Annotated in this window: 17 protein-coding genes; 3 read left to right on the top strand and 14 right to left on the bottom strand. The window is 63.1% G+C overall.

All coding sequences use genetic code 11. The annotated features are described in order from the left end of the window. Positions 1–200 precede the first annotated feature (200 nt). A complete protein-coding gene (locus HB777_33040) occupies positions 201–1,448 on the top strand; it encodes an ROK family transcriptional regulator (GenBank protein QND68308.1) in 1,248 nt (415 codons plus the stop codon). A gap of 16 nt (positions 1,449–1,464) precedes the next feature. Here HB777_33040 and phoB read toward each other — a convergent pair whose 3' ends face one another. From phoB to HB777_33005, 7 genes are all read right to left on the bottom strand, one after another. Then, positions 1,465–2,154, bottom strand: a complete 690-nt coding sequence (gene phoB, locus HB777_33035; GenBank protein QND68307.1) for a phosphate regulon transcriptional regulatory protein PhoB — start codon at positions 2,152–2,154, stop codon at positions 1,465–1,467. 16 nt (positions 2,155–2,170) lie between these two features. Beyond that, entirely contained in the window at positions 2,171–2,878 is a 708-nt protein-coding gene (gene phoU, locus HB777_33030) for a phosphate signaling complex protein PhoU (GenBank protein ID QND68306.1), read from the bottom strand. Positions 2,879–2,904: 26 nt separating this feature from the next. Further along, on the bottom strand, positions 2,905–3,729 hold the full coding sequence (locus HB777_33025; GenBank protein QND68305.1) for a phosphate ABC transporter ATP-binding protein: 825 nt from the start codon (positions 3,727–3,729) through the stop codon (positions 2,905–2,907). A 17-nt stretch (positions 3,730–3,746) separates the two neighbouring features. Further along, the gene (gene pstA / locus HB777_33020) at positions 3,747–5,063 is read right to left on the bottom strand and encodes a phosphate ABC transporter permease PstA (GenBank protein QND68304.1); all 1,317 of its coding nucleotides are present in this window, start codon (positions 5,061–5,063) and stop codon (positions 3,747–3,749) included. Beyond that, positions 5,060–6,526: a phosphate ABC transporter permease subunit PstC gene (pstC, locus tag HB777_33015; GenBank protein QND68303.1), complete on the bottom strand. Its 1,467-nt coding sequence runs from the start codon at positions 6,524–6,526 to the stop codon at positions 5,060–5,062. Before pstC ends, pstA begins: the two co-directional genes overlap by 4 nt. A gap of 98 nt (positions 6,527–6,624) precedes the next feature. Then, a complete protein-coding gene (locus HB777_33010; protein QND68302.1) occupies positions 6,625–7,653 on the bottom strand; it encodes a phosphonate ABC transporter substrate-binding protein in 1,029 nt (342 codons plus the stop codon). 515 nt (positions 7,654–8,168) lie between these two features. After that, a complete protein-coding gene (locus HB777_33005; protein ID QND68301.1) occupies positions 8,169–12,806 on the bottom strand; it encodes a PAS domain-containing protein in 4,638 nt (1,545 codons plus the stop codon). Between the two features lie 119 nt (positions 12,807–12,925). Between HB777_33005 and HB777_33000 the strand changes: the two genes are divergently transcribed. Beyond that, on the top strand, positions 12,926–13,276 hold the full coding sequence (locus tag HB777_33000; protein ID QND68300.1) for a hypothetical protein: 351 nt from the start codon (positions 12,926–12,928) through the stop codon (positions 13,274–13,276). 112 nt (positions 13,277–13,388) lie between these two features. On the opposite strand, the gene HB777_32995 is transcribed toward HB777_33000, so the two are convergent. Further along, positions 13,389–13,625 carry a hypothetical protein gene (locus HB777_32995; GenBank protein ID QND68299.1) on the bottom strand — a complete coding sequence of 79 codons (237 nt, stop codon included), beginning with the start codon at positions 13,623–13,625 and terminating at the stop codon, positions 13,389–13,391. A 119-nt stretch (positions 13,626–13,744) separates the two neighbouring features. Continuing rightward, on the bottom strand, positions 13,745–14,677 hold the full coding sequence (locus HB777_32990; GenBank protein QND68298.1) for a DUF2865 domain-containing protein: 933 nt from the start codon (positions 14,675–14,677) through the stop codon (positions 13,745–13,747). Between the two features lie 318 nt (positions 14,678–14,995). Between HB777_32990 and HB777_32985 the strand changes: the two genes are divergently transcribed. Then, a complete protein-coding gene (locus HB777_32985; GenBank protein ID QND68297.1) occupies positions 14,996–15,211 on the top strand; it encodes a hypothetical protein in 216 nt (71 codons plus the stop codon). Between the two features lie 55 nt (positions 15,212–15,266). On the opposite strand, the gene HB777_32980 is transcribed toward HB777_32985, so the two are convergent. From HB777_32980 to HB777_32960, 5 genes are all read right to left on the bottom strand, one after another. Further along, positions 15,267–15,635 (bottom strand): hypothetical protein, encoded by a 369-nt coding sequence (locus HB777_32980; GenBank protein ID QND68296.1) that lies wholly within the window; start codon positions 15,633–15,635, stop codon positions 15,267–15,269. Positions 15,636–16,012: 377 nt separating this feature from the next. Further along, a complete protein-coding gene (locus HB777_32975; GenBank protein ID QND68295.1) occupies positions 16,013–16,852 on the bottom strand; it encodes a glutathione S-transferase family protein in 840 nt (279 codons plus the stop codon). A gap of 22 nt (positions 16,853–16,874) precedes the next feature. Continuing rightward, positions 16,875–17,456, bottom strand: a complete 582-nt coding sequence (locus HB777_32970; protein ID QND68294.1) for a VOC family protein — start codon at positions 17,454–17,456, stop codon at positions 16,875–16,877. Positions 17,457–17,774: 318 nt separating this feature from the next. Next, entirely contained in the window at positions 17,775–18,146 is a 372-nt protein-coding gene (locus tag HB777_32965; GenBank protein ID QND68988.1) for a hypothetical protein, read from the bottom strand. Between the two features lie 481 nt (positions 18,147–18,627). Then, complete coding sequence (locus tag HB777_32960; protein ID QND68293.1) at positions 18,628–23,646, bottom strand: autotransporter domain-containing protein; 5,019 nt, start codon at positions 23,644–23,646, stop codon at positions 18,628–18,630. Positions 23,647–23,736: the final 90 nt, after the last annotated feature.

Below are 23,736 nucleotides of genomic sequence, written 5' to 3'. Positions count from 1 at the left end.
CGAGCCTCGAAAAAATACTGGTCCAACACCCGAACGCTGTCAACATCGATTCTGATGGATTTTGATGTGCTCGCGAATTTTTTTCGAGCTCCGGAATAAATAAATGACAGAGTGGGTCGCTTCTGCCAGTATTTGACTGCGTTGCCGACAGCGTTCGAGGGGCACGGTGAACCGCGGCGACCGGGAGGACTTGAAGAAACATGTCGGTCGGAATCCGCCACGACGATTTGCGCCGGCGCAACCGGGCGATGGTGATTGCGGCCGTGCGCCGCGCCGGACAACCGTCCCGCACCGAGATCGCCGCGACCACCGGCCTCAGCCACTCGACCATATCGGCGATCTCCTCCGACCTGATCGGCGAAGGCATCCTGACCGAAAGCAAGCCGAGCGAGGCCGGCTCGCTCAAACGCGGCCGGCCGCAGGTCGGCCTCGGCCTCAATCCGGAAGCAGCGGCGGTGATGACCGTGGTGCTGTCGCTGAATTTTCTCTCCGTCGCCGTCATCGACTATGCCGGTCAGGTAATCGCCGAGGAACAGCGCCGGCTGGACACGCTGACCATGTCGCGCGACGCGCTGATCGGCGAATGCACGGCAATCGTGCGGCGCCGTCTCGAGGACCCCGATCTCGATGTCCGCAGCGTCGCCCGCATCGCGCTGGCGATCCAGGGCATTACCGACACCCATGCCCGCGCCATGCTGTGGTCGCCGATCACGCCGCACACCGACATCGCCTTCGCCGACGTACTTGAAGACGAGTTCGGCATCCCCGCCACGATGGAGAACGACTGCAACATGATGGCGATTGCGCTGCGCTGGCGCGATCCTGATCGCTACCGCGACGATTTCATCGCCATCCTTTTATCGCACGGCATCGGCATGGGCCTGGTGCTGAAGGGCGAGTTGTTCACCGGCACCCATTCCTCGGGCGGTGAGTTCGGCCACATGATCCATCGGCCGAACGGTGCGCTGTGTCGCTGCGGGCGGCGCGGCTGCGTCGAAGCCTATGCCGGCAACTACGCCATCTGGCGCAACGCCAGGCAGCTGGGTGAGGACGCAGAACCCGTCGCCGATGTCAGTGACGCCGATATGCGTGCCCTGGCGACCGCGGCCCGCGAAAGGGATGGGCCCGAGCGCGAGGCCTATCGCAAGGCCGGCGAAGCGCTCGGCTACGGCCTCGGCAGCCTGTTCGCGCTGATCGATCCGGCGCCCGTTGCCATGGTCGGCGTCAGTGCTGCCGCCTTCGACCTGATCGAGCCGGCTTTGCGCAAGGCGATTGCCCAGACCGCCGGCGGCCAGCACTCGAAATCGATTTCCTTCGATACCGAACCGAACGAACTGCCGCTGATCCGCGAAGGCTGCGCCATGCGAGCGCTGACCTTCGTCGACCAGGAGATTTTTGCGCCGGGCATGCAGACAAGATCCAGCCTCGTCGGCAAGAACGTGGCGTGAATTCAAACGAGCGGGTTCAATCTTCCCTGATCGCGTATCCCGCCCCGCGAATGGTGCGGATGACATCGGGCATACGGCCATTGTTGACCGCCTTGCGCAGCCGGCCCACATGCACGTCGACCGTGCGCTCATCGATATAGATCGTCTCGCCCCACACATTGTCGAGCAGCTGGCTGCGCGAGAAGACGCGGCCGGGATGACGCATCATGAACTCGAGCAGGCGGAACTCGGTCGGCCCGAGCCGGATCTCGCTCTTCTTGCGATAGACCCGGTGCGATTCTCGGTCGAGCACGATGTCGCCGACCTTGAGCACGCTGGACAGCACTTCCGGCTTGGCGCGGCGCAGCAGCGCCTTGACCCTGGCCATGAACTCCGGCGTCGAGAACGGCTTGACCAGGTAATCGTCGGCGCCGGTCGAGAGGCCGCGCACGCGGTCGCTTTCCTCGCCCCGCGCGGTCAGCATGATGATCGGCAGCCGCTCGGTCTCAGGACGCATCCTTAGCCGACGACAGAGCTCGATACCGGAAACCGCCGGCACCATCCAGTCGAGCACCAGAAGGTCGGGAACGTTCTCCTGCAGCCGGATCTCGGCCTCGTCGCCGCGCGTCACCACCTCGACCTGGTAACCCTCGGATTCGAGATTGTAGCGGAGCAGCACGCCTAGCGGCTCCTCGTCCTCCACCACCATGATGCGTGGCGCGATCATCGGCCGGTCACCCCTGTCATGCCGCCGGCGCGGACATTGCCGTTTCGTCCTGCTTCGGACGATTGGCGGGCAACTGCGTACCGGTCAAAACATAATAGGCATTTTCGGCGATGTTGGTCACATGGTCGCCAATGCGCTCGAGGTTCTTGGCGCAGAACAACAGATGCGTGCAGGCAGTGATGTTGCGCGGGTCTTCCATCATGTAGGTCAGCAGTTCGCGGAACACCGAGGTGTATTTGACGTCGATGCGCTCGTCGTTGTTTCTGAGCGTGGCAAGCGCTGCCGCGTCAGCGGCGGCATATTCGTCGATGACGCCCTGCACCTGAATCAGCACCAGCTGCGCCATCCCGTCGATCGAATGCGACAGGTCGCGCGGCGTGACACTCAGCCCGACAGTGCCGACGCGCTTGGCGATGTTCTTGGCAAGGTCACCGATGCGCTCGAGGTCGCTGGCCATGCGGATCGAACCGACCACGGCACGCAGGTCGTTGGCCATCGGCTGGCGCTTGGCAATCAGCGTAATGGCGCGATCGTCCAGCTCGCGCTGGCGTGCATCCATGATGGCATCGTCGGAAACCACCCGCTGCGCCAGCGCATTGTCCGAATTGAGCAATGCCTTGGTCGAGCCACTGACCATCGAGCGGGCGAGATCGCCCATGTCGCGGATCAACTGGCTGATGTGCTCCAGATCCTCATCGAAAGATGCGACGGTATGTTCACCCATGATCTTCGTCCCTTGTATGCCTGAACTCAGCCGAACCGGCCGGTGATGTAGTCTTGGGTGCGTTTGTCGTCGGGGGTGGTGAACATCTTGTCGGTGGCGCCCTCCTCGACCAGATAGCCGAGATGGAACATCGCGGTGCGCTGCGACACGCGCGCCGCCTGCTGCATCGAATGGGTGACGATGACGATCGTATAGTTCTGACGCAGCTCGTCGATCAGTTCCTCGACGCGAGCGGTGGCGATCGGGTCGAGCGCCGAACACGGTTCGTCCATCAGGATCACCTCGGGCGATACGGCGATGGCGCGCGCAATGCACAGACGCTGCTGCTGGCCACCGGAAAGGCCGGTGCCTGGCTCCTGCAAGCGGTCCTTGACCTCGTTCCAGATTGCCGCCTTCTTCAGGCTCGACTCGACGATCTGATCCATGTCGGCCTTGCGCTTGGCCAGTCCGTGGATGCGCGGGCCATAGGCGACGTTCTCGTAGATCGACTTGGGGAACGGATTGGGCTTCTGGAACACCATGCCGACGCGCGCCCTGAGCTCGACGACGTCGATGTTCTTGTCGTAGATATCCTCCTGGTCGAGCGTTATCTTGCCGGTTACCCGCGCTGAATCGATGGTGTCGTTCATGCGGTTGAGGCAGCGCAGGAAGGTGGACTTGCCGCAGCCGGAGGGGCCGATCAGCGCCGTCACCTGATTGAGGCGGACGTCGAGATTGACATCGAACAGCGCCTGCTTCTCGCCGTAGAACACGCCGACCTTGTCGCCGCGCATTTTGATCACTTCGTTCGACTTGGCGTTCATCTTGTCGCCCACTGCGTTTTCAAGGGACTGTTCGGTCATGATGTTCATACCAAAATGCCTTTTTTCTACCAGCGCCGCTCGAACCGACGCCGAAGCACGATCGCGGTGATGTTCATGGCCATGAGGAAGACGAGCAGGATGATGATGGCGCCGGACATGCGCTCGACGAAAGCGCGTTCGGCCTCGTTCGCCCACATATAGATCTGCACCGGCAGCGCGGTGGCCGGATCGAAAGGCGTCTTCGGATAATCGGCGACGAAGGCGACCATGCCGATCAAGAGCAGCGGTGCGGTTTCGCCGAGCGCACGCGCCAGGCCGATGATGGTGCCGGTGAGGATGCCGGGCGCGGCAAGCGGCAGAATGTGATGGAACACCATCTGCATCTTGGAGGCGCCGAGACCAAGCGCTGCCGAGCGGATCGACGGCGGCACGGCGGCAAGTGCAGCGCGCGTCGCGATGATGATTGTCGGCAGCGTCATCAGCGTCAGCACCAGGCCGCCGACGAATGCGGCAGAGCGCGGCATGCCAAGGAAATTGATGAACACCGCAAGGCCGAGCAGGCCGAAGACGATCGACGGCACGGCCGCCAGATTGTTGATGTTGACTTCGATCAGGTCGGTGAAGCGGTTCTTCTTGGCGAACTCCTCCAGATAGATGGAGGCGGCGACGCCGATCGGCAGCGCCAGGAGCAACACGATCACCATCATATAAAACGAGCCGATGATGGCCACGCCCATGCCCGAGGTTTCCGGGCGGCTGGAGGCGCCGTAGGTGAACAGGCCGGTGTTGAAGTGCTCGGCCATCGCACCCTCGGCCTTGAGCTTGTTCATCCAGGTAATCTGCTGGTCCGAGACTTTGCGGCGCGCTTCCTCGACGCTGAGGTCGATCTGGCCCTTGAAGGCCGAGTCGAGATTGGCAGCGGCCAGGATGTTGACATCGCGCGTCGTTCCGATGACCGACGGATCAGCTGCGACGATGTCGCGCAACTGGACGCGGGCGCCGTCGGACAGGAAGCCCTTGAGCTTCTGGATCATCGGCTTGTCGTCAGGAGAAATGCCGAGCTTGGCGACCAACGCGTTCTCGGCAAGTTTGGGATAGTTTGCCTTGATCAACACGTTCGGATCGGTGGCGCGCTTGTTGGCGGGATCGATCACCTTCTCGTCGAAAGTAATCGGCAGCGATACCGTCGTCTGCCAGAAGGCGGTGTAGCCTTTCGAGACGATGGTGATCAGCATGATGGCCAGGAACGCCAGGCCGACGGAAATCGCTACAACGCCGTAGATGCGGAAACGGCGTTCGGCGGCATAGCGGCCCTTCAGGCCGATGTCACGGCGCGGATGGGCCGCGGCCCTGACCATCGTATCCATGGAGATGTCGGTCATTCGTACTGCTCCCGGTATTTGCGCACGATGTAGAGGGCGACGATGTTCATCACCAGCGTCAGCGCGAACAGCGTCAGGCCGAGCGCGAAGGCGACCAGCGTCTGCGGCGAATTGAACTCCAGGTCACCGGTGAGCTGGTTGACGATCTTGACGGTGATGGTCGTCATCGCCTCGAACGGGTTGATGGTGAGGTTGGCGGCGACGCCCGCTGCCAGCACGACGATCATCGTTTCGCCGATGGCGCGCGAGGCGGTCAGCAGGATCGCGCCGACGATGCCGGGCAATGCGGCTGGCAGGATCACCCGCTTGATCGTCTCGGAGCGGGTTGCGCCAAGGCCGAGCGAGCCGTCGCGCATGGCGCGCGGCACCGCGGTGATGATGTCGTCGGACAAAGAGGACACGACCGGGATCAGCATGACGCCCATGACCAGGCCGGCGGTGAAGATGCTCTGGCCCTGGATGAAGGGCGAACCGCCGGTCAGCGCCGCGGACAGGTCGCGCAGGAACGGTCCGAGGGTGACGACGGCGAAGATGCCGTAGACGATGGTCGGTATGCCGGCCAGCAGTTCAAGCGCCGGCTTGACCACCGAGCGCACCCTGGGTGTTGCGTATTCGGCCATGTAGACAGCCGACATCAGCCCGACCGGCACCGCCACCAGAAGTGCGACGGCGGCAATGTAGAGTGTGCCGGCAAGAAGCGGGATCAGGCCGAACTGACCCTGGCTGCCGCCCGAACCGGCAGCGGCAAAACGCGGATCCCAGACCGTGCCGAAGAAGAAACTCATCGGCGAGACGCTCTCGAAGAAGGTGATCGTCTGGAACAGCATCGAAAGCACGATGCCGACGGTGGTCAGGATGGCGATGGTGGAGGCGGCAAGAAGCCCCCACAGCATCAGCCTCTCGACATTGTTGCGTGCCCTGGCGCGCGGCGCGATCTGCCTGAGCGCATGGAAGGCGCCGGCGATCGACAAAGCGAGAATGACGACAGCACCGAACAGGCCGAGCCGGTCCTGGACCTTGTTCGCCTCGACGGCGATCGGGATCATGTAGTCCTGGGTGTCGGTCGCCAGCGCCACACCCTTGGCGGCGAGCAACGGCTGCAGCTCGGAGAAGCTGGCAGGCAGCGCGGCCTGTGTGCCGGCATCGAGTTTGCGCAGGCCCTTGGCCAAGCTCTTTACCAGGCTGACGTCCAGCGCCTCGCTGGCAACCTTGCTGTCGACGCTGCGCTCGGGCAATGCAGAGTGAATGTGCCGGTCGAGATAGACGGACGAGCCGACGGCCCAGACGGCCAGCAGCAGAACGGCAGGCAGGACGGCGAGCAGGAAGGCCCACCAGCCGTGATAGTGGGCACGTGAATGCGGCTTGACCCGGCCATCATCCTGCGCTGCGGCACGCTGCCGGCCTATGAAGAATGCGACCAGGCCGATGGCAACGACAATGGCGAGCACGAGCAAGGAAGACATGGACCCACCCCAAGGGAAACTCTAGTCGCAGCCGCCATTGCGGCGTGCGGCGAAATCAGGGCGCGGGTTTTGGCCCGCGCCCTGATCCGGTAGTTTGACTACATCGACTTCCCGGCGGCGAAAGCGTCGCGCTGGGCCTGACGCTCGGCATCCGGAGCAGCAACGAGGCCGTATTCGGCGAGCGGGCTTTCCGGGCCGACCATCTGGTCGTCAAGGAAGAACTCGACATATTCCTTGAGGCCGGGAACGACGCCGAGATGCGCCTTCTTGACATAGAAGAACAGCGGGCGCGACACGGGGTACTTGCCGGTGGCGATGGTCTCGGTCGAAGGCACGATGCCCTCCACGGTAGCGACCTTCAGCTTGTCGGCATTGTTCTCGTAGAAGGCGAGGCCGAACACGCCAACGCCGGTCTTGTTGGAGTCGATGCGGGCGAGCGTCTCGGTATAGTCGCCGTCGATGTCGACAGCCTTGCCGTCCTTGCGAATGGCGATGCAGGTCTTGCCGATTTCCTTGTCGTCGGCAATGCCGGCGGCCTTGAGAGCAGCCTTGTCACAGCCAGCATCGAGAAGCTTGGTCTCGAACACTTCGCGGGTGCCGTGCTTTTCGCCCGGAATGTAGGCGGCGATATCCCAGTCGGGCAGCTTCGGATTGACCTGGCTCCACTTGGTGTTCGGATTGTCGACGAGCTTGCCGTCGACGACGAGCTTGGCGGCGAGCGCCTTGTAGACGTCGGCGGGAACCAGCGACCAGTCCGGGCCCTTGATGTCGGTGGCGAAGACGATGCCGTCATAGCCGATACGGACTTCCTGGACTTCCTTCACGCCGGCGTCGGCGCAGGACTTGAGTTCGTCCTTCTTGATCGGACGCGAGGAGTTGGCGATGTCGATGGTGTCTTCGCCGACGCCCTTGCAGAATTCCTTGATGCCGGCGCCGCTGCCGCCAGACTCGACGACCGGGGTCTTGAAGTTGGTGAATGTTTCGCCGAACTGCTCGGCGACGATCTTGGCATAGGGTAGCACCGTCGATGATCCGGCGACCTGAATCTGGTCACGCGCGGCGGCGAAGCCGGACGACGCGGCGAGCGCAAGCGCCGCGGCCGACGCCGTATAGAGGAATTTCTTCATGTGGCCTGCTCCTGTTCGGAAGATGGTCTCTCGGCGCCAGTGTCTGTCTGCGCCCGCTGAGGCCAATAGCCTTCGATTATTACAGTCGCATGACAGTTTGATGTCACCCCGGTAACGCGTCGTCGGGACGAGCAAAATGCCGCCTGGCCGGCACTCCCGATGGAGCCCGGCTTTGTCCCCGGAATCAGAGACTTGCTCCGTTTGAGCCGAGGCTGGCCGGCGATTTGGGATCAGCCGGCCGCTATAAAGAAAATCCGGACGGGAGCGCGTTGCTCTCGGCCAGACGGTGTCGTGGCCGGGCCATCGCCGAAAACAGGTCCGTTGGGGTAGGTTGACGCTGTCTCATGCCGGCGGTCGCTGCTCCCGCCCGTAACTGGGAAGAGCGGAATTCGAATGTGGTCATTGTCTCGATCAGGCACAGGTTTGATATGGTGCGATCGCACCATGGCGCTGCGCGCGGGACGCGTCACGAATCTCCGCATGGTTTCTTGCCAACAGGGTGCGACGAGAATCCCTTACCCGGCGTTGCGCTGAGCCTGGCGGCTGGCGCCGACCCAGCGCTCGACCTTCTCGAGCAGGGCCCGGGGACTGATCGGCTTGGGCAGATAGTCGTCCATGCCGGCCTCCAGGCAGCGCTCGCGATCGCCCTTCAACGCATGCGCGGTGACGCCGACGATCGGCACATGCGTGCCGGTTTCTTCCTCAAGCCGGCGAATGGCGGCGGTTGCCTCGAGCCCGTTCATCTCCGGCATCGAGACATCCATCAGGATCATGCACGGATTGAGCCGGCCGAAGGCGTCGAGCGCCTTGCGGCCATTGGCGACGATCTCGAAACCATAACCGGTCTCACCGAGGATCTGGGTGAACACCATCTGGTTCACCTCATTGTCCTCGGCCACCAGGATATCCAGCCTGTCGCCGCCACCCGCCACGGGCGGCCGGGGGCGAATCGAAGGCGGCTGCAGCAGCGCCCGCTGTTCGGAAGGCGCAGAGGGCTGTGGCCGCGCAACATTGTTTGCAGCGACGTCGGCCGCTTGCGGCAGCGCGTCGCTGCCGCTCGTGTTGTGGCGATGCCGCTGGATGGTGGCGACCAGCGTTTCCAGCAGCACCGAAGAGCGCGCCGGCTTGATCAACTGGGCATCGATGCCGAGATCGCGATAGCTGGTGTTGGCGAGCGACTGGTCGACCGAGGTCAGCATGATGATCGGCGTTCCGGCAAGGCCAGCGGTGTTGCGCACGATCCGAGCCATTTCGGCGCCGCTCATCTCAGGCATCTGGTAGTCGAGCACGACGCAATCGACGGGCACGCCATAAGCGGCGGCGGCGATCAGCACCTTGAGGCCCTCGGCGCCGCTTTCGGCAGCGCAGGAATCGAACGTCCACGATGTCATCTGTTCGGTCAGGATGGCCCTGTTGACGGCATTGTCGTCGACGATCAGCACGCGTGCGCCGGTCACGTCGATCGGCATGATGCGTTGCCCGTTCTGCTGTCCGGCCCTCGGCAGTGTCACCGAGAACCAGAAGGTCGAGCCCTTACCCTCGGCGCTCTCGACACCGATGTCGCCGCCCATCAACTCGACCAGCCGCGAGGTGATGGCGAGGCCGAGGCCGGTTCCCTCGTGCCGCCGCGTCGACGAGGTGTCGACCTGGCTGAATTTCTCGAACACGAGTTTCAGTTTTTCCTCGGGGATACCGATGCCGGTGTCGGTGACCGAGATGGTGAGCTTCGTTCCGGTCGGAACCCTCTCGCCGGTGACATCGACCAGCACATGGCCTTCATCGGTGAATTTCACCGCGTTGCCGAGCAGGTTGGTGACGATCTGCCTGATGCGGCCGACATCGCCGACGAACAGATTCTCGAGCCGAGGCTCGACGCGCACGATGAGTTCGAGGTCTTTCTCCTTGGCGCGTGTAGACACCAGCGTCGCGACATCCTCGATCGCCTCGGCAAGATTGAAGGGCGCCGGATCGAGCACCAGCTGACCAGCATCGATCTTGGAGAAGTCGAGGATGTCGTTGATGATTGTGAGCAGCGCGTTGCCCGATTTCACGATGATGTCGGTGAACGTCTTCTGCTTCGGGTCGAGGTCCGATTTGGCCAGGAGTTCGGCCATGCCGAGCACGCCGTTCATCGGCGTGCGGATTTCGTGGCTCATATTGGCCAGGAATTCCGACTTGGCGCGGTCGGCGAGCACGGCGCGCTGCCGCGCTTCGCGCAGTTCAGCCTCGCGCGTCTTCAGTTCGGTGATGTCGGTGGTCGAGCCGATCAGGTAGAGCGACCCGTCCGAGGCGATCATGGCCCCCTTGCGGGCAAACTGATGCCGCACACTGCCGTCGGCCGCCGTAACGGTCTCTTCGACCTCTTGCGTTTCACCGCTGCGCAGCACCGCAAGGTCGCTTTCGACGAAGGCTTCGCCATCCGGCCCGAAGATCTCGATGTCGGTCTTGCCGGTAGCCTCTTCCTTGCTGAAGCCGGTGAGATCGCACCAGCCCTTGTTGACGTAGAACTGCCTGAGGTCGGAGCGTTTGGCGTAGATCGACACCGGCACATTGTCGATCAAGCTGCGGAACACCTCGTTCTCGCGCATGCTTTCTTCCAGCGCACGCTCGCGCGCCTTGACGTCGGTGATGTCAGTGCTCGAACCGACCAGATGCACCGACCCGTCCAGCGCCACCAGGCGGCTCTTGCGCGTCATCAACTGCCGAACCGTGCCGTCACGATGGGTGACGGGTTCCTCGATCTCCTTGACGGCGCCGGTCACGGCGACTTGCGTGTCGTCATGGCTGTAGCCGTCGGCGTCCTGCGCGCCGAACAGCTGGCGGTCGGTGCGGCCGATGACATCCTCCTTGGCCAAGCCCGTGATCGCGCACCAGGCCTTGTTGACGAACTCGATGCTCAGGTCCTGCGCCTTGATGAAGGCGGCCACCGGCAACTCGTCCAGCACATGCCGGAACAGGTCGATCTGGCGCATCGAGTCGCGCAACGCCGCCTCGCGGCTCTTGATCTCGGAGATGTCGACGCGCACGCCGATGAAGGTGCCATCGTCGGTCCGCATGTCGTAGACCTGATACCAGCGGCCGTCGGGGTTGTGACGCTCGTAGGAGGAATTGGGCAAGCGGTAGCGGGTGAGGATTGCATCCAGCCAGCGGTCACGGTCGCTGTCGTAGAGCTTATCGACTTGCGGATCGCCGCTGTTGCGGAAATAGCCGTTCGCATGGCCCAGAACGAGTGCCTCGCGGAATGTACACCCCGGCTGCCATGCCGGCTTCAAGGCCGGCAGCGTATCCTGGATCTTGCGGTTGGCGAAAACGAACCGGTCGTCTCGGTCGTAGATGATCACGGCCGCCGGCAAGGATTCCAGAACGCTGGCGAGATGCATGCGCGCATCCTCGGCCTCCATCTCGCGGCGCTTCATGTCGGAAATGTCGAACAGGAAACCGGCAACGTAGTTGCGGCCGCTGGCCATGCCGACGCGGCTCTTCCTGACGATGCGCGAGCGGCTGGCGCCATCGGCCTGGAAATTCTCTTCCACTTCGTAAGCGCGTCCGGTGGCAAGCACGTCCCGTTCGCTCTGCTCGAAAAGCGCGGCATGGTTCGTTGTCAGGAAATCGCCGCCGGGCTTGCCGAGCATGGCTTGCGGCGTCTGGCCAAACAGGGCGGCGAACGCCTCGTTGACGAAGACGAAGCGCAGATGGTCGTCCTTGACGAAGATCGGATCCTTGACGGCGTTGATCACCGCTTCCGCCAGCCGCGCTTTCTCCAGCGCCTCGGCAAGTTCGGCCTCGCGGTCCTTCATGTCGGTGACATCGACATAGGAGATCAACCGCTTGCCGCCGGCCAGCGGCGCCGTCGACGATATCAGCGTGCGGCCGTCATTGCGGGGGAACTGACGCGATCCGGCGGTGCCGGCCCTGATTTCCGCCTCACGCTCGGCGATGTGCTGCTGCCATGTCGCGTCGTCGGAACCATACGGGTCGATGTCGCGGCTGGCGTCCATAAGATCGCGGAAGCTGCAGCCGATCTCGGCGCGCCGGGCGTCGATCTGCCAGAAATCGTAGAAGGCACGGTTGATGACTTCGGCGCGCATATCGGCATCGAGGACGAGGACACCGATCGGCATCTGGTCGACCATGGTGCGGAGATTGACGAAGGTCTCGGCGATTTTGGCGTTGGCGCTCTCGATCTCGGCATCGCGATGCTTGATCTCGGTGACCTCATAATAGGTCAACAGCCGCTTGCCCCCCGACAGCGCCGTCACCGAGAACATCATCGTCCTGCCGTCGGCATGGACAAACTCGCGCGGCGCGATGGAGCCGGCACGAATCTCGTCGACACGGGCAGCGAGGTAGCGCTGCCACTGCTGTTCGTCGATGTCGCCATAGATGCCGTTGCGGCGATTGAGTTCCATCAACAGGCTGAACGGAGCGCCGACGGTGACAGCGCCGTCCGGAATCCTGGAGAGGTCGCGATAAGCCTTGTTGACGATCAGCGTGTCGAGCCTGGCGTCGAGAAGCACGACGCCCATGTGCATGGCGTCCATCGTCCGCTCGAGATCGACCAGATGCTGGTCGGGTTCGCCGTCCGCCGAGGGTCCCTGCCCCGGGGTTTGGAACGCGCAAGCCAGTGCCGTGACGTTGCGGCCGATGCCGCGATAGCCGGCAAATCGTCCCTCGCCGTCGAATCTTGGAAAGCCTGATGTCAGAACCCAGCGGCAATCGGCGCTGCCGCCCTTGAGCTCATGGACGAAATCGCGAAACGGCCGGTGCGCCTGCAGATCCTCCAGATGCGCGGCGCCACTGCGATCGCCGTTCAGGACCTGATTGAGGAAATCGAAGCGGAACCGGCCAAGCACGTTTGCCGGATCGATGCCGGTGGCTGCCTGGTAGTTTTGCGAAAGCCAGGAGAAGCGCAGTTCGGCGTCGGTTTCCCAGACCCAGTCCGAACCGGCTTCGACGAGTTGGCGAAGCGCATCGTTCGAATCCATGCAAGCGGCGGGCGACGATGCATCGTAGCCATGCGCTGTGGATTTGCGAGGCCCGCGCTTGCCGCGCGCGCCAATTGTTTCGTCCGCTTCCGCCATGCCGTCCCCACCCCGAAAACCAAGGCCGAACCCTCCTCCGCGGTTCGTCGGCGGAATGTGCCCGAGAAGCATTAACGATCCGCTAACCTTAACGGCCGGTTAGACATATCGGCCGGCACGGCCTGGGTTGTTCCGCCCGGTTGTCGGCGGGATCGAAGCCGCTATATAAGCAACTGCAGGGGGTATTGCTGATGCTTGGACGGATTGTGCCTTTTTTCATGGCGGTGGCGCTGCTTTTCGGCAGCGGCTGCTCGCGCAGCTATGATGGCACCGTCGTCATCCCGAGACCGCTCGATGTCCGGCGTATCTGGGATCGTCCGCCACCGAATGTCGACTATGGGCCATCCGAGGTCGAAAACGGCGCCTTTCCGGTAGCGCCACAGCCGCCGAGGCGGTTTTCTGAGCGCAAAGTCGCTCATGCCGCACCGAGACGGCACCAGACGAGGCTGCCCCCGTCAGCCTCGCTGTCCGAACCGGCCAACCCGCTTACCTGCAGGAACGTCAGCGAGCCCGGCAAGAGAGCTCGCATGGTCTGTGATTAGAGCATGGTCCCCAAAAGCGGGAACCGGTTTTCTCGGGCAAACGGAAACCGTTTGTCCAGGGATTACGCTCAAGCAAGAGATGATCCGCAGATAGCTTTCGGTGAACTGGTCTTCACAGCGAGGCGGCGCCCTTTTTCGGCTCTTTCGCACCGAGTTTGTCGAGTGCGAGACGAACCTGACGCAGATCGTCCTGCCAGCCATCATCGTCGCCCATCGGGCTCTCGGAGGCCGCCCGCTGCAGCCCGCGCGCCTCGGATTCAATCTCGCGCAGTTCAGCGATTTTCTGTTCGGTGTTCAGCGAGCCGTCTTCGACGATCTCCAGCACCCGCATTTCCCTGAACGTGGCCATGGCGTTTCTCCTGGCTGATGTCGATCACAACGCCGTGAGCGCCTCTCTATTCCAGGCAGATTTCAGGATCCAGCGGGGTCGCAACAGGCTTGCGGCAGCCGGTCATCCGCCAATGGTGCTCAGTCGGCAGGGAAGAAGGCCGGGCCGACCACGCGCACCGTCCGCTTGCTGGCCTCGATCGACTGGTGCTGGGCAGCGCCCAGGGTTTCGGCATCGGGCACCGGAACGGCTGCCACGGTGCCGAAATCCGGGGTGCCAAGATCCGGCTTTACCGTCGGCAGCGGAATGATGGCGTTGCTCATGTCGGCGGGCGTCACCGTCCTGGCTCGCAGTTCGGTGACCCGCTGGTAGTAGCGCTTGACGTCGCATGCCTTGAAATTCGCGTCATCGCGGTATCTGAAGGCCGCCGTCAGCTCGGTATAGGGCTTGCGCGTATCGAGCGCGACCATCTGGTCGGTTTCGAGGCTGGCGTCGCTCAACGTGTAGAGGTCGACGCTGGCATTGTCGCAGATGTAACGGCATTGATCTGCCGTCTCCTTCAGATCGCCGCTGGCGGCGAATTGCGACTTTGGCGCCGGGAAGAAATACCCGTCCGACAGGCGCACGCAAAACAGCATCGCATTGCCGCCGAGCGTGGCTCCGGCTGACTGGGTGCTGCTAGGCGCGGCGCGCGCCGGCCGTTGCTTTGCCGAAGGCGCGCAGCCAAGCGCTACGAAGCGCGCCTGCAGGCCCGATGTGTCCCGGCCCGAATTTCCCGCGGCAGCGATCCGGCGCTGCACATCCGTGCGGCTCTTGGCGAGGTCGGCGCAAGCGTTGAAGAGGCCACCCAGCGAACTTTTCGCCGTGCATTGTCGTTGTCTCTCGATAGTCTGGATGGCGGCAAGTTGCCGGCGCAGCTGGGCAAGCTCCGGGCTCGCCCCGCCGCTGCGGCCGGCCGAAAGCAACTGGCTTCTGATCACGCCGCAGCTGTCCGCGTAGGACGAAAGCGTACCGAACAAAACCGCCGCCAGCGATATCAGCGCGATCATCATGGGAGGCCAGAAACGGGTCATCGGGACGACTTGGCCCTTATTGCGGAGAACCTGGAACTACAGTTCTTGACTTCGGCAAGCTTTGTCTAAATGAGCAACATCTAATTTCTACAAGCTTCTCAACCTGAAGAGACCTTTACCTAGTGTATTAGGTCGCCTCCTGTAAATTCGATATTACATTTTTATTTCAAGATTGAGACGAACCCCAAAACAATGCGGCAAGCCCGACGATCGCCGACAGCCGCGGCGCGACGGGCCGGAATCAATCCGCCATTACCGCCAGGTGCTTTTGAAACCTTTGCCCGGTCTTCGGCGTTGAAGGGTCAGAGGAGAACGCGGATGTCTATCCACTTCACTGTCTCGGACCTGACAAGAAACCTGTTTCACTCGCTGGGGCTGGATCACGAGCGCGCACCAAGGCCTCTCAACCCCGAGCAAAGCCTGTTGCTGGAATGCTATCTGGCCGGCCAGGTTCCGGAATCGGCCTGGAACGACTACGTCTTCGAGACGCCCGATCTTGCCCGGCACGCCGAGGCAAGGCGCAGTCACCACTGAGCCGTGCGGCACGGGCCGAGCCCATCTTGGCAATGCGGCTTGCGCCGCTCGTGGGCTATTTGGGAGAAGCGAATTGCAACGTGAACACGTTGCCGGCGATCCCCTGCGCCAGCTTCGCTGAGAAGGTCAGGGGCAGGCAATTCTGCAAAGCCGCCGTCGCGGCATCGACAAACGATTTTTTCGCCTTGGCATCGCCATCCACCTTGATGGCTGTCGGCCTCGGTGGGCCGATCAGCGTGCCGTCCCGCTTGAAGCTGAAGCTCAAGGTGACGCTGGCGGTTCCGGCGTCCGCCGGCGGCGTCCAGCATGCCTGGATCGCGTCCCCGACATCGTTCATTGTGTTGAGTTCAGCCGCATTTGAAGGATGAACGGCGCTCGCCAGCATCACGCCCACAATCGCAACCCGCCTCGCAACGCTTTTCATCGCCAGCCCTCGTCTCGCGCCTGACCTGCAATCCATGCCGGACCGCCGAAATGGATGGTAGGGCCGCCTCCGGCAATGACAATATCTCTCGGCAAAAGTTGACGCCAAAAAAGCGAGAGCAGACGAGGCCTGATCGCAGTTCGACCACGCCTCGGCGATGGGGCAATTCCAGGAAAAGTGTGAAACGGTTTTCCCGGGAAAAGCGCGTAGCGCTTTCCCTTGGGAATTGCGTCAAACAAAGAGATGGCGTTCGAAAAGCAAAAAGGCCGGCATCGCGCCGACCTTTCCTATCGCTACGACGTTCTGCGCCAGTACATCCGTGGTCGCCGGCCGAAAGCGAATTGCCTTCAGTAGACAGGGCTTTGGTTAACGAATCCTTAAGCTGAGGCATTGGCCTGCGACTTCACATAGGCGATGTAGCCGCGCACGTCACCGGCCGGCTCGCTATAGGCCTTGCCGAGCTTCTTCTCGACCGCTGCCACATAGTCCTTCGCCCATTTGGGCAAGGCATAGTCGATGACGGCCAGGAATTCGAGCGTCGCAGCCAGGCGAATATCGGCGATGGACGGGTTCTTGCCGCCGATGAACGGCTTGCCGTCCCTGAAGAACGAGTGGAAGACCTCCAGCGGCTCGGCGATCGCGGCCATCGCTGCCTTCTGGGCTTCGGACTTCTTGTCGGGGTGGGCGTCGCTGTGGCCGACCTCGCCGGCATATTGCGGAAAGCCGAGGAACGGATAGGTGGCGCGTGCGACATAGGGGTAGAGCGTACCGACCAGGTAGAACATGGCGCTGTCGATCATCGCCCGCTTGGCCGGCGCCTTGGGATAGAATTTCTCCAGCCCGTGCTTGTTGGAGAGGTACTGCATGATGGCGCAGCTTTCCCACAACACGCCCCTGGGAAGGCCCTTGTCCTCGATCATCGGCGTCAAATGGGCGGGGTTTCGTGCCATGAATTCCGGCGAACGGGTGTGGCCCCAGGCATCGGTCTCGGCGGTGTCCAGCCCGGCCGCGCGCGCGAACACCCGGACAGTCATGTTGTTGACGCTGGGCTTCAGCATGCTGAGCTTCAAGGCCGGTTTCTTCGCCGGCTTCGTCTTCGCCTTCACAGCGGGCTTGGCGGCTGCCTTGGCCGCCGGCTTTGCTGCAGCTTTCGCCGCCGGCTTGGCGGCTGCCTTGGCGGCCGGTTTCTTCGCACTCTTCGTCGCTGTCTTGGCCATCTTGTTCCTCCCTGTGGTTTGTTCAGTATGGGTTCTTCGGTGCCCGATCGTCCGACAAGGTTGCGCGGGACCGCTCGACAAGCGCCTGGATCGCATCGGCGAGATGCACTTCGGCGATATTGTAGTCGCCACGCGCCACCCGCAGCCTGTGCGCTTCCATCAGCACGTCGGCATGGGTGAAGCCCGCCGGCGGCTCGAAGCGGTAGGACGCCAGTTCGATCAGCAGGCCGAGCGGATCCTCGAAATAGATCGAATCCATGAAGCCGCGATCCTTGACGCCGCTGTGCTTGATGGCGCGCTCGTCGAGCCGGGCGACCGCCTGCAGGAAGGTGACGCGCGACACCGAAAAAGCGATGTGGTGAACGCAACCCGGATCGGTCGGCGTGCGCCGCTTCTCCGGCGTGCGGCTTTCGTCGGTGAAGATGGTGATCAGCCTTCCGTCACCCGGATCGAAATAGAGGTGGCTTTCCCTGGGCTTGTCGAGGTTGGGCTGCTCGAAGATGAACGGCATGCCGAGCACGCCTTCCCAGAAATCGATCGAGGTCTGGCGCCCGGCGCCGACCAGCGTGATGTGATGGACACCCTGCGATTGCAGCTTCTGCATTGGCCTTCCTCCCCGTGGCATCAACTGCCCGTCCTGCCCGGCACCCGGCGTTCTGCGCGCCGCTGGCCGTGCCTCAGGATCCATGACGCGATGCTAATGCAATCGGCCCCGCTGCGCCAGAACCGTCGAATGCGACCAGGATTGGAAGATTGGTGGAGAGATCTGAAAGATTCGCGGTCTTCGGTCGAAACCGAATTGCGTCCAATCCAGGCGCGCTAACGCATGTCGCTCAAAAGTGGCCCCGGTTTTGAGACGACGACATGCATAGAAACAAAGACCTAAAGCGCGTCGCTTGAATCCGCTTCGACACGACGCGCTTTAGTCGAGAAACTTGATTTTCTTGAACGCCATCATCTCTCCCATGACGTTGCCGCTGTCATCGACCTGCTGCCCTTGCCCGACTGTAACCGTCACGCGTTTTCCCTTGTAGCGGGACGGCATCACGGTCTGCTCGTTCCAGCTTTCGCACTCGGGCGCGGAACACAGGCCGACTTGCTCGTCCTTCTTGCGGTCGACGATGGTCAGGTAGCAATTGTCGCCGCATTCGAAACCGCGAATGGTGCCAGTGATTTTCCTGTCCTTGGAGAAGGACGGACCACATTGGGCAATCAGGGACACGCAGACGAGGAGGGCCAAGGCCAGCTGTTTCATGCAGCCAACTTGCTGCAACATGCCGTGCCGCGCAAGCATCATATCTGGTGGAAAATCCTTGGTACGCCCAAGGGCCGCAAACGCGACGCGCCTTAGTCCCTGATGAATGAAAAACCCGCCACAGGAGCGACCTGCAGCGGGCTTTTTGAGTGGCTACATCCCTGAAGGAATCGACCGCTTGTAGTTGTATTGTGAACCGTGTGATCGGCTTAGCCTATGGTGTGATCGCGGAAGCCTGGGGCAAGCGCCTTGCCGACCAATGTTGATTGGAGAGCACGATGACGATGGCGCCGCCGGCGTTCGCAGGGTCAGACCCTCGCCAATCAGGCGATGGACATGCGCCGGGCAGCGTCAACGAACGGGTAGGCGTTGCGCCGGAAGCGACAAGGGTCGGAAAACTGCGTTTACTCCATAGCGTTCTGACTGGACGGTCGTGAGGAGCAACGGGCCTCCGACGCAAGAGGTCCGCTGCTCCTCTGGAGCACTCCGGCCGGCCCGAGCATTCGTGATTCTTTCGCCGTCAGAACTTCCAGTTGAAATTCGCCCTGACGGACTGGTCGGAGAGGCCCGAGGCGAACTGGCCGTCGTAAGAGACGCCGAGCGTGGCGCCGGGCGCGATGGCGAGGTCGAGACCCGCCTCGACCACGGCTGCATCGCGCGTGATTGGCACACCCGCGATCGTGAACGGCGCGCCGCCTGCAAAGGCCATGGTGGCGAGCGGCGTCACGTCGCCGAAGGCATGCTTCCAGCCGAGCGTCCCCCTCGCGGTGGTGCTGACGTCGCCGAGGTCGAACGTCGTCGAGGCGCGCAGGCCGAGCGTCGAGAAGGTAGCGTCCGTCGTGGCGCCAGCGCTCGACAGCGCGGCAGCGCCGCCTTTCTCGGTGAAGCCGTCGGTGTGCAGGTTCACATAGGCGAGGTTGGCGAAGGGCTCGAAGCCGACATTGCCGGCGCGCATGCCGTAGCCGAGTTCGCCGAAGACCTGCGCAGTGCCGGCGTTGTAGTCGCCCTTCAGGCTGTCGGAGAAGCCGGGGAAGGCCACCGTACGGCCCGTCGAGATGTCGTGCCAAGTGTAAGCGGCGCCGGTGCGGAAAGCGAGATCGCCCCCCAAGACATTCCAGCTGGTGCCGCCATAGAGGCCGAGATGATAGTTGTCGCTCGCGCCCGAGGAATGGCGGTCCTTCACGTTGAAGTTGGTGCGGCTGTAGCCCGCGACAGCGCCGAGGCGCCAGGTGTCGAACACCGGAGCGTCGGCGCCGATGAAGAAGCCGCCGGTCGAGCGGCTGAGACGACCGGCGTTGCCGTCGCCATCCGTGTGGCCCCAGGAGCCGAAGCCCTGACCCCAGACCGCGAGACGATCGGTGGCGGCGGGCGCAAGCACGGGTTCGCCGTCGGCATAACCCAGCACCGGCACGCTCGGCGCGCCGACACTCTCGAAGGCTGCGCGCAGGCGGTCATCAGCGGTATTGCGCAGGAAGCGACTGTCTTCAATCAACGCCGTTTTCGCCGAGGCGTGCATCTCGCCCGAGAGCTGGTCGAAGGCTGCTGCGGCTGACAGGGCGTCGAGCTGCGCTACGGCGCCGACGAGCGGGTTCGACAGCGGCGCGCCGTCCAGGCCGCCGCCGGTCGCAATCTGGTTCGCTGTTGTCCCGGCCGAGGCGAACGTCAGGTCGCTGCGCTGCACGTTTAGGTAGGCCGCGTACTGGCCGTAGCTCAGGCCGAAGGACAGGAAGGGCGTCGAGAGCGGCGGCGCCTGGGTCAGGCTGGCGAAGGTACCCGCCACGCCGCCGGCGGCCGACAGAATTGTGTAATGGGCGCCGAGTGCGTAGACGCCGGGCGCATTCAGGACCTTGACTGTGCCGCCATTGATCGTCGCGGTGCCGGTCGCATTGATCCGGTCGGACTGGCCCGCCGCGTTCGCCTCGACCTCATAGGTCGAGCCGGCATCGAAGGTGAAGTCGCCGGCAACGTTGAGCGTGCCGATCGAGTTGCCCGGCGCGATCGTGCCCGAGACCGTGGTGTTGCCCACCGTGCCGGTGCCCTGCAGGCGACCCGCGGCCAGAACGTCGAGCGTGCCGCCAAGCACGCCATTGACGGCGAGCGTGCCGCCCTTGACCGTGGTCGTGCCTGTGAAGCCACTGGAGGCTCCGGTCAGGATCGTCGTGCCGGCCTCCACCGTCACCGCCCCCGCGCCCGAGATGGCTGGCGCAAAGACGTAGTTCGAGGCGGTGTGGTTGAAGACGATGCTGCCGGTGCCGGCCCCGAACATAACCGAGGCGGCGTTCAGCGTGCCCGGCGCAACCGCCGTCTGACCGGCGGAGGCGCCGATGTTCAGCGTTCCGGTCGAACCCGCATTGGCGGCGATCACAGTAGACCCGGCAACGTTCACGGTGCCGCCGTTCTGGATGGTCAGCGTGCCGGTGCCGGAGATGCCGACACGGAGTTTGCCGGAATTGATCCACGACGAACCGGCGCCATCGACCGTCACGGTGCCGGTCGAGCCGGCACTGTAGCCGAGGGAGCCGTAGATGTTACTGACCTTGCCGCCGTTCTGGATCGTCAGCGTGCCGGTGCCGGAGATGCCGACATCGAGATCGCCGGAATTTATCCACGACGAACCGGCGCCATCGACCGTCACCGTGCCGGTCGTACCGGCATTCCAACCAATAAGGCCAAAAGCATTTGCGACCTTGCCACCGTTCTGGATTGTCAGCGCGCCGGCGCCGGAGTAACCGACATAGAGACTGCCGGAATTGGTCCAGGACGAGCCATCGACCGTCACCGTGCCGGTCGAGCCGGCACCGTAGCCGAGTATGCCGTCGATGTTACTGACCTTGCCGCCGTTCTGGATTGTCAGCGTGCCGGTGCCGGAGTTGCCGACATAGAGATTGTGGGAGTTGGTCCACGACGAGCCGGCGCCATCGACCGTCACGGTGCCGGTCGCGCCGGCATAGGTGCCGACAAATCCGTTGTAATCTGCGACCTTGCCGCCGTTCTGGACCGTCAGCGTGCCGGTGCCCGAGTAACCGACTTTGAGATCGACGAAATGGTCCCAGGACGATCCGGCGCCATCGACCGTCACGGTACCGGTTGAGCCGGCAGACAAGCCGATAAATCCTGTGATATCTGCGACCTTGCCACCGTTCCGGACCGTCAGCGCGCCGGTGCCGGAGTAACCGACATAGAGACCGCTGGAATTGCTCCACCACGAACCGGCGCCATCGACCGTCACGGTGCCGGTCGAGCCGGCACCGTAGCCGAGGAAGCCGTTGACACCTGCGACCCCGCCGCCACCCAGGATATTCAGCGTGCCAGTGCCGAAGTTGCCGACAGTGAGATTGCCGGAGTTGATCCACGACGAGTCGACGCCAGCGACGGTCACCGTGCCGGTCGAGCCGGCATAGGTGCCGATCCCGCCTGTGTCGTCGCTCACCTTGCCGCCGTTCTGGATCGTTAGCGTGCCGGTGCCGGAATTGCCGACACGGAGATTGCCTGAATTGATCCACGACGAACCGGCGCCATCGACCGTCACCGTGCCGGTCGAACCGGCATTCTCACCAATAAAGCCAAAAGCACTTGCGACCTTGCCGCGGTTCTGGATTGTCAGCGTGCCGGTGCCGGAGTCGCCGATATAGAGATCGCCGGAATTGGTCCAGGCCGAGCCGGTGCCATCGACCGTCGCCGTGCCGGTCGAGCCGGCATGGGTGCCGATAGATCCGTTGACATCTGCGACCTTGCCGCCGTTCTGGATGGTCAGCGTGCCGGTGCCGCCGAAGTAACCGAAATAGAGATCCCTGGAATTGGTCCACGACGAACCGGTGCCATCGACCGTCACCGTGCCGGTCGAACCGGCATTCTCACCAATAAAGCCAAAGTTATTTGTGACCTTGCCGCCGTTCTGGATCGTCAGTGTGCCGGCGCCGGAGTAACCGACTTTGACATCGAGGAAATGGTCCCAGGACGATCCGGTGCCATCGACCGTCACGGTACCGGTTGAGCCGGCAGACACGCCGATAAAACCTATGGTATCTGCGACCTTGCCGCCGTTCCGGACCGTCAGCACGCCGGTGCCGGAGTAACCGACAACGAAACCGCCGGAATTGACCCCCCACGAACCGGCGCCATCGACCGTCACGGTGCCGGTCGAGCCGGCATCGTAGCCGAGGAAGCTGTTGACACCTGCGACCACGCCGCCGTTCTGGATGTTCAGCGTGCCGGTGCCGGAGTTGCCGATATAGAGATTGCTGGAGTTGGTCCACGACGAGTCGGCGCCAGCGACCGTCACCGTGCCGGTCGAACCGGCATAGGTGCCGATCCCGCCTGTGTCGTCGCTCACCTTGCCGCCGTTCTGGATGGTCAGCGTGCCGGTGCCTAAATGGCCGACATTGAGATTGCCGAAGTTGGTCCAGGACGATCCGGTGCCATCGACCGTCACCGTGCCGGTCGAACCGGCATTCGCACCAATAAAGCCAAAGTTATTTGTGACCGTGCCGCCGCTATGGACCGTCAGCGCGCCGGCGCCGAGGTAACCGACAAACAGATCGGCGGAATTGGTCCACGACGAACCGGCGCCATCGACCGTCACCGTGCCGGTCGAACCGGCATTCTCACCAATAAAGCCAACGTTATTTTCGACCTTGCCGCGGTTCTGGATTGTCAGCGTGCCGGTGCCGGAATAACCGACTTCGAGATTGCCGGAATTGGTCCACAACGAGCCGGCGCCATCGACCGTCACCGTGCCGGTCGAGCCGGCACCGTAACCGAGGAAGCCGTCGGTGTTACTGACCTTGCCACCGTTCTGGACCGTCAGCACACCGGTGCCGCCGGAGTCGCCGACATCGAGCTCGCCGGAATTGGTCCACGACGAGCCGGCGCCATCGACCGTCACGGTACCGGTTCTGCCGGGAGCCAAGCCGATAAGTCCTGTGGCATCTGCGACCTTGCCGCCGTTCCGGACCGTCAGCGTGCCGGTGCCGGAGTTGCCGACAAGGAGAGCGGCGGAATTGGTCCACGACGAACCGGCGCCATCGACCGTCACCGTGCCGGTCGAACCGGTACTCTGACCAATAAAGCCAAAGTAATTTGCGACCTTGCCGCCGTTCTGGACCGTCAGCGCGCCGGTGCCGAGGTGACCGACATAGAGATCGGCGGAATTGGTCCACGACGAACCGGCGCCATCGACCGTCACCGTGCCGGTCGAGCCAAGGTAGCCGAGGAAGCCGTCGATGGTACCGACCGTGCCACCGTTCTGGATTGTCAGCGTGCCGGTGCCGGAGAAACCGTAACCGACATAGAGATGTTGTGCTTGGGCGCCAGTTGCGCCTACCACGGTCGCGTTCGGAGTGTCTGTGTCGATCGTCGCGTCGGCACCGCTGGCCGGAACACCGCCAGACCAGTTCCCGGCGTTGAACCAGTCGGTCGAGGTGGCGCCGGTCCAGTCGGTAGCGAACGATGGACTCGCCAGCCCCAAACCAAGCGTTACGATCGAGGTCGTGCTGACAAGCACACGCCTGACGCGCCAGGTCATGGCACGGTAAGGCATAATCCTGGATCTGTTCGGGACGTTTCCCCCGCGATCGGCGGGACAGTGTAATTTCGATTGGGTGAGCGCCGCCAAGTCCCCGCGCGCACC

This window comes from Mesorhizobium loti (genome assembly GCA_014189435.1).
Classification (GTDB): domain Bacteria; phylum Pseudomonadota; class Alphaproteobacteria; order Rhizobiales; family Rhizobiaceae; genus Mesorhizobium; species Mesorhizobium loti_G.
The sequence above is the reverse complement of the archived record's forward strand: the minus strand, read 5'-3'. Positions and strand labels throughout refer to the sequence as shown.

Bases quoted from the DNA above. Each gene is read 5' to 3' on its own strand.
- HB777_33040 (QND68308.1), top strand. From the start codon at position 201: ATGTCGGTCGGAATCCGCCACGACGATTTGCGCCGGCGCAACCGGGCG.
- phoB (QND68307.1), bottom strand. From the start codon at position 2,154: ATGATCGCGCCACGCATCATGGTGGTGGAGGACGAGGAGCCGCTAGGC.
- phoU (QND68306.1), bottom strand. From the start codon at position 2,878: ATGGGTGAACATACCGTCGCATCTTTCGATGAGGATCTGGAGCACATC.
- HB777_33025 (QND68305.1), bottom strand. From the start codon at position 3,729: ATGAACATCATGACCGAACAGTCCCTTGAAAACGCAGTGGGCGACAAG.
- pstA (QND68304.1), bottom strand. From the start codon at position 5,063: ATGACCGACATCTCCATGGATACGATGGTCAGGGCCGCGGCCCATCCG.
- pstC (QND68303.1), bottom strand. From the start codon at position 6,526: ATGTCTTCCTTGCTCGTGCTCGCCATTGTCGTTGCCATCGGCCTGGTC.
- HB777_33010 (QND68302.1), bottom strand. From the start codon at position 7,653: ATGAAGAAATTCCTCTATACGGCGTCGGCCGCGGCGCTTGCGCTCGCC.
- HB777_33005 (QND68301.1), bottom strand. From the start codon at position 12,806: ATGCTTCTCGGGCACATTCCGCCGACGAACCGCGGAGGAGGGTTCGGC.
- HB777_33000 (QND68300.1), top strand. From the start codon at position 12,926: ATGCTTGGACGGATTGTGCCTTTTTTCATGGCGGTGGCGCTGCTTTTC.
- HB777_32995 (QND68299.1), bottom strand. From the start codon at position 13,625: ATGGCCACGTTCAGGGAAATGCGGGTGCTGGAGATCGTCGAAGACGGC.
- HB777_32990 (QND68298.1), bottom strand. From the start codon at position 14,677: ATGACCCGTTTCTGGCCTCCCATGATGATCGCGCTGATATCGCTGGCG.
- HB777_32985 (QND68297.1), top strand. From the start codon at position 14,996: ATGTCTATCCACTTCACTGTCTCGGACCTGACAAGAAACCTGTTTCAC.
- HB777_32980 (QND68296.1), bottom strand. From the start codon at position 15,635: ATGAAAAGCGTTGCGAGGCGGGTTGCGATTGTGGGCGTGATGCTGGCG.
- HB777_32975 (QND68295.1), bottom strand. From the start codon at position 16,852: ATGGCCAAGACAGCGACGAAGAGTGCGAAGAAACCGGCCGCCAAGGCA.
- HB777_32970 (QND68294.1), bottom strand. From the start codon at position 17,456: ATGCAGAAGCTGCAATCGCAGGGTGTCCATCACATCACGCTGGTCGGC.
- HB777_32965 (QND68988.1), bottom strand. From the start codon at position 18,146: ATGCTTGCGCGGCACGGCATGTTGCAGCAAGTTGGCTGCATGAAACAG.
- HB777_32960 (QND68293.1), bottom strand. From the start codon at position 23,646: ATGCCTTACCGTGCCATGACCTGGCGCGTCAGGCGTGTGCTTGTCAGC.